15 protein-coding genes are annotated in these 17,646 nt (G+C 40.3%); 13 read left to right on the top strand and 2 right to left on the bottom strand.

Annotation, left to right across the window (positions count from 1 at the left end):
- The 8 genes from NI466_RS14300 to glmS all read left to right on the top strand — a co-directional run.
- On the top strand, positions 1-752 hold a 752-nt coding region (locus tag NI466_RS14300; protein ID WP_253173901.1), incomplete at its 5' end, for an aldehyde dehydrogenase family protein.
- Positions 753-1,156: 404 nt separating this feature from the next.
- A complete protein-coding gene (gene ribBA, locus NI466_RS14295; RefSeq protein ID WP_004280927.1) occupies positions 1,157-2,272 on the top strand; it encodes a bifunctional 3,4-dihydroxy-2-butanone-4-phosphate synthase/GTP cyclohydrolase II in 1,116 nt (371 codons plus the stop codon).
- An 18-nt stretch (positions 2,273-2,290) separates the two neighbouring features.
- A complete protein-coding gene (ribH, locus tag NI466_RS14290) occupies positions 2,291-2,761 on the top strand; it encodes a 6,7-dimethyl-8-ribityllumazine synthase (protein ID WP_004280926.1) in 471 nt (156 codons plus the stop codon).
- Between the two features lie 4 nt (positions 2,762-2,765).
- On the top strand, positions 2,766-3,215 hold the full coding sequence (nusB, locus tag NI466_RS14285) for a transcription antitermination factor NusB (protein WP_004728813.1): 450 nt from the start codon (positions 2,766-2,768) through the stop codon (positions 3,213-3,215).
- Positions 3,216-3,233: 18 nt separating this feature from the next.
- Positions 3,234-4,151: a thiamine-phosphate kinase gene (thiL, locus tag NI466_RS14280; RefSeq protein WP_253173900.1), complete on the top strand. Its 918-nt coding sequence runs from the start codon at positions 3,234-3,236 to the stop codon at positions 4,149-4,151.
- On the top strand, positions 4,129-4,650 hold the full coding sequence (locus NI466_RS14275; protein ID WP_247143921.1) for a phosphatidylglycerophosphatase A family protein: 522 nt from the start codon (positions 4,129-4,131) through the stop codon (positions 4,648-4,650). The genes thiL and NI466_RS14275 overlap by 23 nt, the downstream gene beginning before the upstream one ends.
- A gap of 20 nt (positions 4,651-4,670) precedes the next feature.
- Complete coding sequence (gene glmU / locus NI466_RS14270; RefSeq protein WP_253173899.1) at positions 4,671-6,035, top strand: bifunctional UDP-N-acetylglucosamine diphosphorylase/glucosamine-1-phosphate N-acetyltransferase GlmU; 1,365 nt, start codon at positions 4,671-4,673, stop codon at positions 6,033-6,035.
- 11 nt (positions 6,036-6,046) lie between these two features.
- Positions 6,047-7,885 (top strand): glutamine--fructose-6-phosphate transaminase (isomerizing), encoded by a 1,839-nt coding sequence (gene glmS, locus NI466_RS14265; RefSeq protein WP_253173898.1) that lies wholly within the window; start codon positions 6,047-6,049, stop codon positions 7,883-7,885.
- 599 nt (positions 7,886-8,484) lie between these two features.
- Here glmS and NI466_RS14260 read toward each other — a convergent pair.
- Complete coding sequence (locus NI466_RS14260) at positions 8,485-8,973, bottom strand: GNAT family N-acetyltransferase (RefSeq protein ID WP_253173897.1); 489 nt, start codon at positions 8,971-8,973, stop codon at positions 8,485-8,487.
- Positions 8,963-9,229: a type II toxin-antitoxin system TacA family antitoxin gene (locus NI466_RS14255; protein WP_180038363.1), complete on the bottom strand. Its 267-nt coding sequence runs from the start codon at positions 9,227-9,229 to the stop codon at positions 8,963-8,965. Before NI466_RS14255 ends, NI466_RS14260 begins: the two co-directional genes overlap by 11 nt.
- 428 nt (positions 9,230-9,657) lie before the next feature.
- Here NI466_RS14255 and NI466_RS14250 point away from each other — a divergent pair, with 428 nt between their 5' ends.
- From NI466_RS14250 to NI466_RS16000, 5 genes are read left to right on the top strand one after another with little or no spacing between them, the layout of a single operon-like run.
- Positions 9,658-10,461 carry a heteromeric transposase endonuclease subunit TnsA gene (locus tag NI466_RS14250; RefSeq protein WP_060513852.1) on the top strand — a complete coding sequence of 268 codons (804 nt, stop codon included), beginning with the start codon at positions 9,658-9,660 and terminating at the stop codon, positions 10,459-10,461.
- Positions 10,448-12,568, top strand: coding sequence for a Mu transposase C-terminal domain-containing protein (locus NI466_RS14245; protein ID WP_253173896.1), 2,121 nt, complete (start codon positions 10,448-10,450; stop codon positions 12,566-12,568). Before NI466_RS14250 ends, NI466_RS14245 begins: the two co-directional genes overlap by 14 nt.
- Positions 12,565-14,247 carry an AAA family ATPase gene (locus NI466_RS14240; RefSeq protein ID WP_253173895.1) on the top strand — a complete coding sequence of 561 codons (1,683 nt, stop codon included), beginning with the start codon at positions 12,565-12,567 and terminating at the stop codon, positions 14,245-14,247. Before NI466_RS14245 ends, NI466_RS14240 begins: the two co-directional genes overlap by 4 nt.
- Before the next feature lie 27 nt (positions 14,248-14,274).
- The gene (locus NI466_RS14235) at positions 14,275-15,810 is read left to right on the top strand and encodes a TnsD family Tn7-like transposition protein (RefSeq protein ID WP_253173894.1); all 1,536 of its coding nucleotides are present in this window, start codon (positions 14,275-14,277) and stop codon (positions 15,808-15,810) included.
- A gap of 2 nt (positions 15,811-15,812) precedes the next feature.
- Positions 15,813-17,426 carry a Tn7-like element transposition protein TnsE gene (locus NI466_RS16000; protein ID WP_253173893.1) on the top strand — a complete coding sequence of 538 codons (1,614 nt, stop codon included), beginning with the start codon at positions 15,813-15,815 and terminating at the stop codon, positions 17,424-17,426.
- Positions 17,427-17,646: the final 220 nt, after the last annotated feature.

Genomic DNA, 17,646 nt, shown 5'->3' with positions numbered 1-17,646 from the left:
AAAATATTATTCCGGTGACTCTGGAACTCGGCGGTAAATCACCAAATCTTTTCTTTGCCGACATCATGGATCAGGAAGACGATTATCTGGATAAAGCTCTGGAAGGCTTTGCCATGTTTGCCCTGAACCAGGGTGAAATCTGTACCTGCCCTTCCCGGGCCTTGGTACAGGAAAGTATTGCCGATGAGTTTTTAGCGCGTGCAGTAGAACGGGTACAACGCATTAAAACCGGTCATCCACTGGATACTGATACTATGATTGGCGCGCAAGCTTCTCAGGAACAGCAGGACAAGATTCTGGGCTGTATTGCCACTGGCCGTGAAGAAGGTGCACAGATCCTGACTGGCGGTGAAGCACGTCAGGAAGTCGGTCAAGGTTTCTATATTGAACCGACCATCTTTAAAGGCACCAATGACATGAAGACCTTTCAGGATGAAATCTTCGGACCTGTACTGGCTGTGACCACCTTTAAAGACTTCGACGATGCGATCAAGATCGCCAACGATACGATTTACGGACTCGGTGCCGGTGTCTGGTCACGTTCGGCACATACCACCTACCGCGCTGGTCGTGCTATTCAGGCGGGTCGGGTATGGACCAACTGTTATCACATCTATCCTGCGCATGCGGCTTTCGGTGGTTATAAAAAATCAGGCATTGGTCGTGAGAATCATAGAATGATGCTAGATCATTATCAGCAAACCAAAAACTTGCTGGTGAGTTATTCAACCAAACCGGCTGGTTTCTTCTAAGTATGAATTTTCTCAAAAGCGAACTGCGGTTCGCTTTTTTGTTTTATTCAAGTTTTTTAATATGTGGTAAATTTTTCTGCTCTTGATCGTTGATCAGCAAAATAAAAGTCTGAAAATCACAAAAACAGGAATAAAACTGTATAAAAAACAAATTAATACTTTAACTTAGAAGGACTTCGCCTAAGTTTTTCATTTTTTATGCATTTTAACTGTTCAAAAAACCTGCATAAAGCCCTGGCTTTCATTTAAAGTCGGCTTTTCATGATTCCCAAGACTGTGTATAACATTGAACCACTATAGGGAAACTAATAAGCATAGGCAAAATTGCTTAAAAAGCGTTAGACTATGTACCCAATAATGTCATGATTCGGTCTGATCAAGATCAAAAAAGAAGGTGAAGGTTGATGCCGCTCAATACTGTTGAAGAGCTTGTAGCAGATATCCGTGCAGGAAAAATGGTCATCCTGATGGATGATGAAGATCGTGAAAATGAAGGCGACTTAGTGATTGCTGCCACGCACGTACGTCCTGAAGACATCAACTTCATGATCACCCATGCACGTGGTCTGGTCTGCCTGACTTTAAGTAAAGAGCGTTGCCAGCAGTTGAATCTGCCTTTGATGGTTGATGCCAACGGCGCCCAGCATGGGACCAATTTCACCTTGTCGATTGAAGCGGCTGAAGGTATTTCTACCGGTATTTCTCCGGCTGAACGTGCTCATACAATTCAAACTGCTGTGGCTGCTCATGCCAAACCGGCAGATATTGTACAGCCAGGACATATCTTCCCGCTGATGGCGCAACCAGGTGGTGTATTGCACCGTGCCGGACATACTGAGGCAGGTTGTGATCTTTCCCGTTTGGCAGGACTGGAACCGGCTTCTGTGATTTGTGAAATCATCAATGAAGATGGCACGATGGCGCGCCGTCCGGATCTGGAAGTGTTTGCTGAAAAGCATGGCCTGAAAATCGGGACGATCGCCGATCTGATTCATTACCGCATGACCAATGAACAGACGGTTGAGCGTATCGATCAGCAAAGTATTGAGACTGAATACGGCAGCTTTGACCTGTACCGCTATCGTGAACTGGGCAATCCGGATATCCATCTGGCCTTGGTCAAAGGTGAGCCTAAAGAGGGCGTGACCACGGTGCGTGTACATGGTTTTAACCCGACCCGCGACTTGCTCAAACTGAAAAAACAGGATGGCGAGCCGGCCTGGAACCTGGATCGCGCCCTGAAAGAAATTTCCAACAGTGATCGTGGTGTACTGGTCTGGATTGGTCAACGCCATTTACAGGATTTGGGTCCAGCATTAGATACCCTTAAAGCGCCAAAAAATGTAAAATCAAATTCTGCACTGTCTCAGCAGTATCAGACCATTGGTGTGGGTGCACAAATTTTGCGTGATCTAGGCGTTGAAAAAATGAAACTGCTGAGCTCTCCATTGCGTTTCAATGCACTATCAGGCTTTAACTTAGAAGTGGTGGAATACATCACCGCACAACAAACATCTTAAGAAATCATCGAGGTTGTTATGGCAGTTCGCCGTATTGAAGGTATGTTACATCTCGCGAACGAAGACCGTTATGCGATTTTAGTTGGTCGTTTTAACAGCTTTGTGGTTGAACATCTGTTAGAAGGTGCCATTGATACATTGAAACGTCATGGTGTATCAGAGGATAATATCACTGTTGTTCATGCACCTGGTGCCTGGGAACTTCCTGTAGTTGCGAAAAAACTGGCAGCTTCAGATCGTTTCGATGCCATCATCGCGCTTGGCGCCGTGATTCGTGGTAGCACGCCTCACTTCGATTTCGTTGCAGGCGAATGTGCCAAAGGTTTGGGCGTGGTTGGCCTGGACACTGGCTTGCCTGTCATTAACGGTGTACTCACTACGGACAGTATTGAACAAGCGATTGAACGCTCTGGAACAAAAGCAGGCAATAAAGGTAGCGAAGCTGCCCTGACTGCGATTGAAATGGTTAACTTGTTAAAGGCTATTTAACGCTATGTCGCAAACACTTCAAGCAACTTATGCAGCAAAACGTAAAGCACGTCGCTTTGCTGTACAAGGAATTTATGAATGGCAGATGAGCCACAATCCGGTGCATGAGATTGAAGCACGTACGCGTGTGGAAAATGCCATGCACAAAGTGGATCTGAGCTATTATCATGAATTGTTGACTCAAGTGGTTGCCAATCATGAAGCATTGGATGCGCTCTTAATTCCGGTACTCGATCGTGAACTTTCAGCACTGGATGGTGTTGAACTCGCAACCTTGCGTCTAGGCGCGTATGAACTCAAAGAACATCTTGAGATTCCATATCGTGTGGTTCTAGACGAAGCGATCGAGCTGGCTAAACATTTTGGCGGTGCCGACAGCCACAAATACATCAACGGTGTATTGGATCGTTTAGCGACAACTTTACGTGCAGCAGAAAAGCAACAAGCCAACTAATTAAAGTCGAATTGTTGTATGGCTGAATTTTCGATTATCGACACTTATTTCAATCGCAAGAATACCCGTTCTGTCGATTTAGGCGTCGGTGACGATTCAGCCTTGCTCACCCCTCCGCCTCAGCAACAACTGGTCATCTGTGCCGATACACTGGTTGCTGGACGCCATTTTCCAATAGACACCGATCCGCATGCGATTGGCTGGAAATCTGTGGCTGTCAATTTATCTGATATTGCCGCGATGGGCGCAACCCCGCACAGTATTTTACTCGCATTGAGCCTACCCCAAATTGATCATGACTGGCTAAAAGCTTTTAGTCAGGGTTTGTACGATTGCTGTGATCAATTTGGCGTGAACTTAATCGGTGGTGATACCACTCAAAGTCCTCATTTAACCCTGTCTGTTACTGCATTAGGCTGGGTGGACATTGGTCAAGCCATTACACGCTCAGGTGCAAAACCGGGTGATTTGATCTGTGTCAGTGGAACTGTCGGTGATGCAGCTTTTGCACTACAGCATCTTGGTCATCCACTACAAAAACGTCTGGACTATCCAACGCCACGTTGTCAGCTCGGTGCCGCCCTAAAAGGTCTGGCGCATAGCATGATTGATATCTCGGATGGTTTGGCACAAGATCTTGGACATATTCTCAAAGCTTCTCAAGTCGGTGCAAAGCTGCAACTCGAAAACTTACCGATCAGTCCTACCCTGCATGCCTTAAACAATGAGCAAAAATGGCAATATGCCCTCGCTGGTGGCGACGATTACGAATTATGCTTTACAATAAGCCCGCAAAATTACGAAAAATTATTGCAAAAACAACTTGATGTTTCGATTAGTATAATCGGCACAATTCAGCAGCAACACGGCTTAACTTTTGAAAAAGATGGCGTAGATCATTCACTTCAATTTAATGGGTATCAACATTTTGCATAAACCTGTGATTAATTTTAAAGCCATGTCATGGATCGACCGACTGATTGTCTTTAGTGGGGTTGGTTTTGGTTCCGGTCTGGCACCTAAAGCACCCGGTACATTTGGGTCGGCCTTTGCACTTTTATTTATTCCTATTTGGCTGCATCTTGGTTTTCTAAACAGTGTTTTTGCCATTGCTATCATGTCCCTGATTGGCATATATATCTGCGGACATACTGCCAAGGTCATGGGTGTTCATGATGATGGCCGCATCGTCTGGGATGAATTTGCAGGACAATCCATCACATTTTTGCCCCTGATCTACTTAGGCCAGATGAACTGGTTATGGTTATTCATCGGTTTTGCGCTATTCAGATTATTTGATATCTGGAAACCTTGGCCGATCCGGGTGGTTGACCGTCAAGTGGACGGTGGCTTCGGCATCATGCTGGATGACATTATTGCCGGCCTTTGGGCAGCTATTTGTATTTTGCTTTATTTTTACTTCACCGTGGCATAAGCCATATTTAGGATTAGAACATGTCAACGACTGTTATTATTCTTGCTGCAGGTAAAGGCACGCGCATGCGTTCAAGCTTACCGAAAGTATTACAACCTCTTGCAGGACGTCCTTTACTGGGTCATGTCATTGAAACGGCAAAAAAATTAAACGCAGATAATATTATTACCATTTATGGTCATGGTGGTGACCTTGTTCAAACAGCATTTGCACAACAGGATATTAAATGGGTAGAACAGGCTGAACAGCTGGGTACCGGACATGCGGTACAGATGACCTTGCCTGTCCTGCCTCACGACGGCGTATCGCTGATTCTTTCCGGCGATGTACCCTGCATTAATCCTGTGACCTTGCAAAAATTACTCGATGCCACTGCAGAAACCGGTATTGGTCTGGTGACGCTTACCCTGCTGGATGCCAATGGTTATGGTCGTATTGTACGTGAAAATGGTGAAATCCAGGCCATTGTGGAGCACAAAGATGCTTCCGAAGAGCAACGTCAGATTAAAGAAATCAATACCGGTATTTATGCGGTCAGCAATGCCAAACTGCATCAATGGCTGCCAAGTTTAAGTAATGACAATGCTCAAGGTGAATATTACCTGACGGATATCGTCGCGATGGCTTTGGCAGATGGTATGCAAGTTGCATCGGTAGAACCTGAGCAGGCTTTCGAAGTTGAAGGGGTAAATGACCGTGTGCAGCTCGCTGCTTTAGAGCGTCAGTTCCAGGCTTATCAAGCCAAACAGCTAATGCATCAAGGTGTACATCTGATTGATCCAAGCCGCTTTGACTTGCGTGGCAATTTAACTGTCGGTCAGGATGTCCGCATTGATATCAATGTGATTATCGAAGGTGATTGCGAGCTGGGCGACAACGTTGAAATTGGCGCCGGCTGTATTATCAAGAATACCAAGATTGCAGCTGGCACCAAGGTTCAGCCATATAGCATTTTCGATAGCGCCATCGTTGGGGAAGATACCCAAATTGGACCTTTTGCACGACTCCGTCCGGGTGCAAAACTCGCAGCTGAGGTACATATCGGTAACTTCGTTGAAGTTAAAAATACCACGATTGGTCAAGGCTCTAAAGCCAACCACTTTACCTACCTGGGTGATGCAGAAGTTGGCAGTGGTGCAAACATCGGTGCAGGAACCATTACCTGTAATTATGATGGTGCAAATAAATTTAAAACGATTATTGGTGATCAGGCCTTTATTGGCTCGAACAGTTCATTAGTGGCACCTGTGAAAATTGGCAATGGCGCCACTGTAGGTGCAGGCTCAACGATTACCCGTAATGTGGAAGACAACTGTTTGGCAGTAGAGCGCTCTAAGCAATTTGCCAAAGAAAACTATCCACGTCCGCAAAAAATCAAGAAATAAGGGAAATAAATATGTGTGGTATCGTTGGTGGCATTGCAGAACGTAGCATTACCAATATTTTGATCGAAGGCTTAAAACGCCTGGAATACCGGGGTTATGATTCAGCAGGTTTGGCACTGATTAATAATAGCCAGGTCCTGCGTGAACGCCGTGTCGGTAAGGTCGCAAACCTTGAACAGGCGGTGAATGAATCCCAGATTAGCGGTTCACTCGGCATTGCGCATACACGCTGGGCGACCCATGGCAAACCGACTGAAGAAAATGCCCATCCGCATATTTCTGAAAATGTGGCAGTGGTGCATAACGGAATTATCGAAAACTATCAGGAACTCAAAGATGATCTTGAAGCTTTGGGCTATGTGTTTACCTCACAGACTGATACTGAAGTGGTTGCCCATCTGATCAATGATGCACTGAAATCTACCCCGAGTCTGTTAGAAGCTGTACGCCAAGTGGTTCCGCAATTGAAAGGTGCCTATGCACTGGGCATCGTACATACTGACCACCCGGATGAACTGATTACCGTGCGTGAAGGTTCTCCACTGGTGATTGGTGTCGGGATTGGTGAAAACTTCATTAGTTCAGATCAATTAGCCTTACTTCCAATTACTAACCGTTTTATCTACCTGGAAGAAGGTGATATTGCCCGTTTGACCCGCACCACGATTGAAGTCTTTGTCGATGGTCAGCTGATGGATCGTCCGGTCAAGGAACTGGATGCTGCGGTCAGCAATGCGTCTAAAGGTGAATACAAGCACTATATGCTCAAAGAAATTTATGAGCAGCCTGAAGCGATTAAACAGACCATTTCCCAAGCCTTAAATGGCAATGACCTGCGCGAAGACTTCCTTGCCAGTGCGGAACAAGACTTTGCAAAAATCCAGCAAATCCAGATTATTGCCTGTGGTACCAGCTATCATGCTGGCATGATTGCCAAATACTGGTTTGAACAGCTGATTGATCTGCCTTGCCAAGTCGAGATTGCTAGCGAATTCCGTTATCGCACGCCGGTGATTGTGAATCACACGCTATATGTGTGTATTTCCCAATCTGGTGAAACTGCTGATACTTTAGCTGCATTACGTGATACACAAAAACGTGCGGCAGCTAAAGGCCTGGACATCACTACGATGACCATCTGTAACGTAGCAACCTCTTCGATGGTGCGTGAAACTCAGCATAGTCTATTGACACTGGCAGGCCCTGAAATTGGTGTGGCTTCAACCAAAGCCTTTACCACCCAGCTTGCTGCATTGATGCTGTTGGTACTCAAAATCGGTTCTGTGAAAAATACTATTTCTACAGAACAAATGACGGAGATCACCACAGAACTTTGGCATACGCCTAAAGTGATTCTGGATACCTTGCGTCATGACGATGAAATTTTACGTCTCTCTGAATTGTTTGTTGAGAAGCAGCATTGCCTGTTTTTGGGCCGTGGTACGCATTTCCCGATCGCTCTGGAAGGTGCACTCAAGCTGAAAGAAATTTCCTATATTCACGCTGAAGGTTATGCTGCAGGTGAGCTGAAACATGGGCCATTGGCACTGGTCGACAATGACATGCCGGTGGTGATTCTGGCGCCACAAGATGACATGCTGGACAAACTGAAATCCAATATGGAAGAAGTTCAGGCACGTGGTGGTGAACTGTTTGTTTTTGCTGATGAACACAGTGGCATTAAAGCCAAAGAGCGCAAGCACGTGGTACATATTCCATCAGTAAATGCAGTACTGGCACCGATTGTGTATAGCATCCCGGTGCAGTTACTCTCTTATCATGTGGCAGTGCTACGTGGTACGGATGTGGATCAGCCACGCAACCTGGCAAAATCGGTTACTGTAGAATAATTAAAATTGAATCGAGGCTGGTGTGTTCGTATAATTAAGTTTGTATCAAATAATTAAGTTTAGATTTAATTATTTTAGTTTGTACATTAATGAAATGAACAAACAAAACCCTACCCTGTAGACCTAGTGGTTCTACACCAAGTCTACAGGGTTTTTAATATAATTAAACTCAAATTAGCATCACACCAGAAATATAAAATTATTACCAATATATTCAATAATATAAATATGTAAAAATCCCACCCTAGATTCAAAAAGCATCCCTTTTTGACCTCACCTTGAAAACATTCCATTTTTATTTAAAGTATGCTTCGCCTTTCTGAGCAAGAATTCGTATTTTAAAGTGGAAGAATCCAATACTTAATACAAACTTAATTTCACCTAAAATTCAGGATACCAAATTTTAATACAAACTTAATTCTAAAATTTAAAAACAATGAATAATATATATCAACAACTTATAATAAAAAATAAAACAAACTTAATTAAATTACCATAATTAGACGCAATATTTGGTCATAAAGCAAAATAAGGGATAAGGAACTATGTGCAAACTCTGAATACTATTAGCTATTCCTGTTACTAGCTAGCAGCCCACCTTATTTAAAATGAGGTATTTCATTCACTGGATATATTAATGTTAATGGATTTGATGTTAACGAGATAAAGCCAAACCGCTGATAAAACTCCATAGCTTTTTGATCCTTAGCATGTATTACAACAAAATTAACACCAATAATTTGAGCAACTTTTGAAATTTGTTTAAGAGCATGTGCTAAAAGTACATTTCCAACTCCTTGCCCCTGTGCTGCTTGATCAACGGCAAAGCGCCCCACAACCACACAAGGTAAGGGATAACGAGGTAATCGTTTAGTGAGAACAGCATCAACCCCATCAAATCCTATAGAGGTACTTGATAGACAATAAAACCCCCTCACCTGTGCATCATCATCAATAGCAACATAGGTTTTACTTGTTCCTGATTTCTGATGTTGGGATGCGTATTGTTTTATGAACTTATTTAAATCACCTTGCCCACAATTAAATGATTTTTTCTGATGATGGGCTTGTAAAACCTCAATTTTCATCCAATAAACTCATTAAATTTTTCATCTCATCATTTGCAGGGCGCGGATTTTCAAGCAAATTCATTAACATATCACGATCAGCATTATTTACTTTTAACTCGTGATTAGATTTAAGTAATTCTTTTGCTCGTTCAAATGAGGATTGGATCATAAAGGAACTCACACTAAGACCCAATAAATTCGCAGCTTGCTCAATTACATTCTTTGCATCTACGGTTGAACGAACACTGATTCGTTCTGTTGCTAAGTTAGCCATATTTTCTACTAATTTGTACATCATAATGATGTACAAATTATAGCAGATTAAGGTAGTACTTTAAGATCCAAATTTACATATTTTGTTCTAAAATATTTGGAATAGAAAATAAGCATTTTACTATGAACCAGAATGAATGGTCGGGTTTGAGTCTGAATATGCAGTTGGTTTACATAAGAATATGCAACGATGTTTACTAAGATGTAATTTGAATACTTTTGCCTATCATCAACGTTTTTTAAACTCATCAATTGAGCATTAAAATACTGGATTAATTATTAAGTCACTGAATTAAATAAATAATTAAATAAAAATTATAAAATTTTGTTTGTATATAAATATATTTAAGTTTGTATGTTTTTGCCAAATATAAAATTACCCCCCTTCAGATATGATTAATTATCCACCAAAATCCACAGGTCTTCTGTATGGCAAAAATTATAAAAAACTATGAAGAACTAGTAACAGAAGGGTATGGCCAGGGCCATGGACGCGACTATAAACCTTGTAAAACTGTTCAAAACTTCAGTTCAATTGGTCGCTCTCACAGAGTACAAGGCCGTGTCAGTAAACGTCTTCATCACTTATTTTCTGATCTAGAGCTATCTACCTTTTTACTGCTTGACTGGAATCAGAACGTTACAGATATTCGCGAACATTATCCTTTGGATATCTATGATCTTAACTCCATCTGTTCTCGTTTCCGAATGAAAAAAGTATCGGTTGACTATATACCTTTTACCCTATCTTCAGATTTTTTAGTTGATTTTGGTAAGTTTTCTATAGCCCTTGACACTCTTTACAGCAAGGATCTGAATAAAGCTCATGTTATTGAGTCATTAGAAATTAAACGTCGTTACTGGGAAGAAGAGCACAATACGCCGTTCAAACTGATTACTGAAAAAGACATTCCTGCTACGGTACTAGAGAACATTAAATGGCTGTATGTAGAAAAAAATGACCTTGAAATAACAAATCACATGATTGATCAAGCAGTTTATTTTATGGAAGAAATTAGCCAGTACCCTCAAAGCTCATTAATCCAATTTTGTAAGCATTCTGACCAAACTCAAAAAATGGGTATCGGAGCGACGCTCGCATTGTTTAGAAAATTATTCGCACTGCGAATACTTCAATTTAATCTAGAAATTTCGTACTTGGAGCTTAAACTCTCTGATATTCATGCAAGTAATTTGCTCCAGAATGAGAATACAGTCCATGCAACTAATTAATTCAGTTTACATCTTGAATTCAACACAATACCGAATACTCAAATTCTTACCGCAGTATACGGTATGGATTGCGATTGATAATAAAAATGCTTTTCCTGAACTCATTTTGTCTAAGGAACTTCAAACTCTCTCAGATGATCAAAGCCTAATACCAGCACAAGATCCTTATGAACACTTAAAACGATTAAACTTGAGTGAGGATTCTATTCAACTCAAAAAAAGAGATGAAAACTTTTTTATTATTCAAGATTTAATTAATGATGAACAAGTTCTTATCAATGCAAAAATCAGGACTGCAAAAATTAAAACTATACATCTAGAAAAAGAAGTATCAATTAATAAAATCCTACGACTCCTAAGACGCTACTGGCAACGTGGTCAAACTATAAATGCTTTGGTACCGGACTATGAAAACTCAGGTGGAAAAGGCCAAAAAAGAGCTATAGGTGATAAAAAAATTGGCAGACCACGCATTTATGAATCGAATGAAGGTAAGAATGTCACTGAACAGGTTGAATTATATTTTAAGCAAGCCATCGAAGAGTATTTAGTTCCTGTCAAAAAACAATCCATTAACGAAACTTATCTTCGGTTTAAAAATTTATTTTCTAAGCACTTTCATCAAGTGCAAGCCGCAGATATTCCAACCTATGCCCAATTCTATTATTTTTATAATAAGCGATATAGAAATAAGAACAATTCCAAGGAAATTCTGAAGAATCAGAAAACTCTGAAAGATCACAAACCTCTGACTTCAACAGCGACCAAGCACGCAAATGGTCCTGGTGCACGTTATGAGATAGATTCAACAATCGCTGACATCTACCTTGTATCATCACGGGATCCATCACAGATTATTGGCCGACCTACCGTATATATTGTTATCGATGTATTCAGCCGGATGATTACTGGGCTTTATGTCGGCATGGAAAACAGTTCCTTTAATACAGCCATACAATGCCTCAGCGTTGCAATCCAAGATAAAGTGACATTCTGTCAGAGTTATGGCTTGCAAATACAACCAGAAGACTGGCCTATTTATGGTTTACCTGGTGCCATACTTGCAGACCGCGGTGAACTAATTGGCTATCAAATTGAACTTCTTGAAAAAAATTTTTCTGTTCGTATTGAAAATGCGCCACCGTATCGAAGCGATGCCAAAGGTATTGTGGAGAGGGCTTTTGGAATCATTCAGTCACGCTTTAAATCCTACGAGAATATTGGTGTTGTTTCTGGATTCAAGGAAAAAAAGAAAGGCGGACATGATTATCGACTAGAAGCTTGTCTAACTCTGGAAGAGTTCAGAAAAATCATCTTAAGCTGCGTCTTTTTACGCAATAATTTTGATATTTTGACGAAATATGATCGTAGTGCCGATATGCCGACTGACCTGCCGTCTATCCCCCTTAAGCTCTGGCAGTGGGGTCTACAGCACCGTACTGGGATGTTAAGACAAGTGGATAACAAATCACTATATGTTGGCTTGTTACCTAGGACCGACGCCTCCTTAAGTGACAAGGGACTTAAAGTCAAAGGCTTACTCTATCAATGTCTGGAAATGCATCAACAAGGCTGGTTTATTCGTAACACGACCAAATCCCGCCCGAAAAAGTTGCGGATTGGTTTTGACCCATACTCAGTAAATACCATTTATGTTTTCTTTGATGAAAATAAGTTGGAATACTGGGAAGCGCACTTAAGTGATACCTCACGTCAATATCAGCATCTGACCTGGTGGGAAGCTGAACAAATTCAAAAAGCAATCAAAACTGTTGAAAAACAGCATTCACAACTAAAGTCTGTAGCCATCAGTGAATTACAGGATTTTACTGACAAAATCATCCACACAGCACAGAGCCGGCAGGCTCAAGCAGGAGTTCACCAACTTTCTAAAGCACAACGTACTCGGGATATTCGTCAGAACAAACAAGAAGCAATTCAGGTGGAACGTGAGGAACATCTCCAAAATAGGTCCGTCAATTCTATCCGGACTATCCATCCCAACCAAGACAATCCTCCACCCCCCCCATCTCACAGCAGCAATCTGGATTTGACCAGTCAACCAGACTTAATGAGACAATTATTTGAAGAGGACGATGAAGAATGAATAATAATGAACTCGCGGTCAACACATCGATAGAAGATATCTATGGGGATAATCCTCTCATTACTCAATTACCGCCTATCCTTGACACGAAATCGGTTATTAAACACCTACGAGGGAAACTGAAATTTATTCCAGAACAGCGTTTCTTACCCCAACCAGAAAGAATCCATCTGATTGCTCAGTTGCCTCATGATTTTTTTCAACCACTGACTAAACATCTATCCCTTGAACAAAAAATTTCTATCATGATCCGGCAAGGTTACGTGAGCAGAAACATCACTAATGGGGATAGACATCGACATTTACACGCTGCTTTTCAGCAACTAGAACCATCAAATGAAAGCTCTTACCGCTATGCACCTCCAGAGTCGACTGCAACTAGCATGTCAATTATAGGATGTTCGGGAAGCGGTAAAACAACGACAATGAACAAAATTTTGCGTTATTACCCGCAAGTGATTGAACATAGAGAGCTGGGATTAAAACAAATTGTTTACCTTAAAATTGATTGTCCGCATGACAGCTCTTTAAAAAACTTATGCTCAAACTTTTTTAGAGCAGTAGATTTAGCATTAGGAGATACAAACTTCGAGCATCGTTTCACCAGAAGTCGCTTAAATGTGAATGCTATGCTGCAGCAGATGAAAATTATCGCAAATAATTATTCTATTGGACTTTTAATCATTGATGAAATCCAGCATTTGAATACAAAAAAATCTGGCGGGGCTGAAATCATTCTTAATTTCTTTGTCACCCTTGTGAATGTGGCATCCATTCCAATTGTGATGATTGGGACACCCAAAGCCAATGAAATTCTGCAAGAAGATTTAAGATCAGCTAGACGCAGTGCAGGATTAGGCTCTTTAATCTGGGAACCTATGCGCAATGAAGCACCCACTCCCGATCCTAGCACCCCTGATCAAATGATCATTTCTGAATGGTATGCTTTCACCAACAAGCTGTGGCAATATCAATGGGTTCAACAACCAGCTGAACTGACCGATGAATTAAGAAACACTTGGTATTATTATACGCAGGGCATTCCAGATTTAGTGGTCAAACTGTTCTGCTTGGTGCAGATTCATGCAATCACCATTGGTCTGGAAAAAATTACATCTGAACTTTTTAAAAAAGTCTACGAAGAACAATTACAGCCAGTCCACGATATTTTGGATGCACTCCGCTCAGGCAACCCCACACGTATTGCACGATATTCTGACTTAACGATCCCTCAAGTTCAAATTGAGGAATATGTTGAACAACACCGTTTCAAAGCTGCATTAAAAACGGAAATACAGCGTAAAGATCTAGGACCACATTATTCCACACTGATAGGTATGCTAACGGCCTTAGGTCACCCCGCTGCTACAATTGATCTGCATGTCACTTCTGCATTAAAAAAATATCCAAACGAGAACTTACAGGTACTACTCCAACATATTCTGGAAGTATTAGACGGCTCTGTAGCAAAAGATAAATTGGACCAGCCTCAGACCACAACTCCGGCAAGGAAGCCAAGGACCTCTCGTAAAGTCATGAAAGTGGAGGAATGGAAAAGTACTGAAGCCAATGACTTACGAATTTTTTTCAGTCAGGCACAAGAACAGGAAGTAGATGTTTATGAGTTATTAAAATCATCTCACTATTTGTTTGATCCTACTCATCCAATTTTGCATTAAGCAACAAAGAATGGAGAGCACGGTATTATGATTTCGAATTTTCCAATGCCATATCCGGATGAGCTGATTTACAGCGTAATTGCACGTTATGCTGTTCACAATGGGATTCTGAGTCCAAAATATCTCACCGAAGAATTATTCAACAACAGAAACTTAACACCAACTTACGATTTACCCTCTCATCTAGACAGGTTGGCCAGCTATTTACCAGATCAATATGATGCACTTATTTTAATCAGCCAACATACCCTATTACCAATTTATCAACTATTTCAAACTAAAACAATGATGAGTTATGCTGTGCAGGCATTAAGGAATGAACAGTATCAATCACTGCACATTAAATTGGGAAAAAATGCATCGCGGATCAAATCTGTGAGTTTTTTCAGATTCTGTCCAGGTTGCTGGAAAGACCAGATGGAGCAATATGGAGAAGTTTACTGGAAACGTAGCTGGCAGATTACTGGATACGAGTATTGTACAAAGCATAAGCAACCGCTCTTTATGAGTTCTATCCCTTGCAATGGGATAGACCGAAAATTCTATTTTGCTCATTTGAATGCGCTGAAAGACTCTTCACAACTTGCATTTAATCCTCAGGACTCACGTCACCATATCGAGCTTGCGGAACTAATCGAAGAGCTACTTGCTCATTCAACATCCATTAGTATTCCAGATTTTTCGACTATATCAGATGCTTATTTTCTGATTTTAAAAGATAGCAAATTACTATCAGGCCGTAAAAATATCAATTACGAAAAAGTCCGTCAATTAGTCATTGAATATTGGGGCGAAAGTTTTCTTGCATATTATCAATTAGCAGATTTAGATAGTGAAAACTGCTGGCTGAAAAATATATTAAGAAAACATCGTAAAGCATTTTCTTATCTTGAGCACCTCATCGTATTAAAAGCTCTTGTTCCAGAGAAAAATCCGATTGAAACATATAAGCAATATATTCACCTAGCATCCATGGATCTAGAGGAAGCCACCACAACAGTAACAATATGTATGGATAATAAAGTAGATCGAACATTATCTGAGGACCAAAAACAATGGACAAAATTAATCCTAGAAAGGCCTGTCAAACAGGCTCGCCAACAAAATAGCTCACTGTATGCTCGCTTATATCGCAATCATAAAGATTGGCTATTATTTATCAATAAATCAGCTTTAACTCCCCCGCCTTCTATCCCTAAACCACGTATTGACTGGAGAGCTCGAGATCGACAGTTTGTTAAACAACTCATCAAAATACGGGATGAATTATTAGAAGATCTAGACTCCCCACAATGGACAAAAAAGTTTTTTATTAGACAACTTGGTTCAGTGAGTATGATTGAAAAAAACTGGAATTTTTTCCCATTGACTTCAGTCTTTTTAGATCGTTATGCTGAGTCTGTGGATTGTTACCAAATACGTCGTCTGACTCGAACCTATATTCATCAACAAACTGAAAATAAAGACTATCCACCAAGTGTTTTTTTACGTGAATCTGGATTAAGTGAGCAGCGATTGACACCAGAAGCACGTCGATTCTTTAAGAATATTATGGGGAAATAAAAGTGGCTAACCTTCCATTCGTATGTTTACCTGAAGCAACACAATACTACAGTGCAACACAGATAACTCATCGTGGTAAAACTCGTTTCAATATTAAAACTACAATGCGCAATTCCGAAGAAAAGCGTTTTTTTCATTCAAAAAGACCAATTGAAAGTATCCTTTTATACCACTACAAAACACCACTGAGCAGTGTTTTCCCTGTACGTTTAGTCAACCATAAGCTCACTCAAATCAATTTGGGATTTTTGAACGAGACCAATACAGAAAATTCAACTGTAAATACCCATCCGACATATCGCAATCGTCCCTGCTTCAGTTTCCAATATCACAATCCAGGAGATGCTTTGGAGGGGTGGACCATCCAATTACCTAAACTGGTACTCGCACGAGATCTTTTTTTCTCTCATCCGTATTTATTACGTGCTGCATTATTTTCTGAAAGATATACAACTGATGTCTTAATTGATCGTAATGATGCTGAAGCCTTTCATATTTTTGTTGCACCAAACAGAAAAATAACAGCCAAGGATCTGAAGGACCCTGTTTTTCTAAAAAAACTAGCATTAATTTTATTACACCCTGAATTAAATCAATCTTTTTTAAGTATTTATGAAAAAACCATTAAAAACCAAGCTCAATCTAAAGCCTATGATTTTGATATGGATGCTCCTATCCTCAAAAACATTGAACTTGATGTTGACGGATGTATTTATTCAGACAGCAAAATATTTCGGATCGAACGTATCAATTCATTCGGAAATTTAGAAACAGGAATACATAAACCTGTTAAATTTCATTTTTTATCCCAAAAAAGTTTTGGACAGGCTAAAGACATACTAGATAAAAACCAGCATACTAAAAAACAGACAAGTCAGGATAAATCTAAATTTGATGATGAAGCTAACGCTGATATTGATCAGGAAATTACACAACTCAAAAATATTGTGGGGGAAATTTATACCATAGAAGACCTACAAATCTCACTAAATACTTCATGCTCAGAAATTAATATAACAAGACGAAATACAAGTAGGGAAGCTCTTCATGAGGACCAACCATTTGCTGGTGGAGAAGGAGAAGACGAAGGCACCCTTCCAGGATTTAGCATAGAGGCAGAAAATAATTTTACAAGTTCAACTTATCAAGACCTTAGCAAAATGCTGAAAAAAATAGAAGGCAAAGGCTATAAAGTCAAACAAATTCATAATAAGTCTTTCATAAAATATGGCCGATTCAGAGGGCATAAATTGACTAATGGTCAAAATCGCCGATTTTATGTAAATCTAATACTCGACAGAGAAGATAATGAGCTTTTTTATTTATGTGAAATTGATACCTCTGATGGAAAAAAGAATATTTCCACATTACTGATACCATACGATGTTAATGCAAATAAAATCTTCCTGAACAAAACCTTAGAATCTTTCAAAATTGCAATTTTGTCACAGTCTTTAAGTTGGCCAAAGGACTTTATTAACAAAGTTTGTAATATCCAGTCATATATAATGATTAACCATATTTCGAAAAAAGATTACATTGTATCAAATACTTATCATGCAGACTGGGCGCAGCGTATTCTAGAAAAATGGAAATCTATATATGACTCACTATAAATCTCTAAAGTTATTCTCTAACAAAAGTGCTGATCGTGAGATCTTACAATTACTGGCTGAATATTCTGGAATGCTAGCTCACAAAATTATGAATGAAGGAAGCTGTATTAAATAATTTTGGCTCTATACTACTAGGGCGTGTCCTCATTTGAAGAATTGGTTTTAAATACTTAAAATCCTCCTTTGAGTTATTTTTATTTCTATATTTTCAATGGCACGT

The sequence above is a fragment of the Acinetobacter lwoffii genome (genome assembly GCF_024129595.1).
GTDB lineage: Bacteria > Pseudomonadota > Gammaproteobacteria > Pseudomonadales > Moraxellaceae > Acinetobacter > Acinetobacter lwoffii_O.
The sequence above is the reverse complement of the archived record's forward strand: the minus strand, read 5'-3'. Positions and strand labels throughout refer to the sequence as shown.

Excerpts from the sequence above, each read along its gene's own strand:
- glmS (WP_253173898.1), top strand. The coding sequence starts at position 6,047 with ATGTGTGGTATCGTTGGTGGCATTGCAGAACGTAGCATTACCAATATT.
- NI466_RS14275 (WP_247143921.1), top strand. The coding sequence starts at position 4,129 with ATGGGTATCAACATTTTGCATAAACCTGTGATTAATTTTAAAGCCATG.
- ribH (WP_004280926.1), top strand. The coding sequence starts at position 2,291 with ATGGCAGTTCGCCGTATTGAAGGTATGTTACATCTCGCGAACGAAGAC.
- NI466_RS14235 (WP_253173894.1), top strand. The coding sequence starts at position 14,275 with ATGATTTCGAATTTTCCAATGCCATATCCGGATGAGCTGATTTACAGC.
- NI466_RS14255 (WP_180038363.1), bottom strand. The coding sequence starts at position 9,229 with ATGGCTAACTTAGCAACAGAACGAATCAGTGTTCGTTCAACCGTAGAT.
- NI466_RS14250 (WP_060513852.1), top strand. The coding sequence starts at position 9,658 with ATGGCAAAAATTATAAAAAACTATGAAGAACTAGTAACAGAAGGGTAT.
- NI466_RS14245 (WP_253173896.1), top strand. The coding sequence starts at position 10,448 with ATGCAACTAATTAATTCAGTTTACATCTTGAATTCAACACAATACCGA.
- NI466_RS14240 (WP_253173895.1), top strand. The coding sequence starts at position 12,565 with ATGAATAATAATGAACTCGCGGTCAACACATCGATAGAAGATATCTAT.
- thiL (WP_253173900.1), top strand. The coding sequence starts at position 3,234 with ATGGCTGAATTTTCGATTATCGACACTTATTTCAATCGCAAGAATACC.
- ribBA (WP_004280927.1), top strand. The coding sequence starts at position 1,157 with ATGCCGCTCAATACTGTTGAAGAGCTTGTAGCAGATATCCGTGCAGGA.
- nusB (WP_004728813.1), top strand. The coding sequence starts at position 2,766 with ATGTCGCAAACACTTCAAGCAACTTATGCAGCAAAACGTAAAGCACGT.
- NI466_RS14260 (WP_253173897.1), bottom strand. The coding sequence starts at position 8,973 with ATGAAAATTGAGGTTTTACAAGCCCATCATCAGAAAAAATCATTTAAT.
- glmU (WP_253173899.1), top strand. The coding sequence starts at position 4,671 with ATGTCAACGACTGTTATTATTCTTGCTGCAGGTAAAGGCACGCGCATG.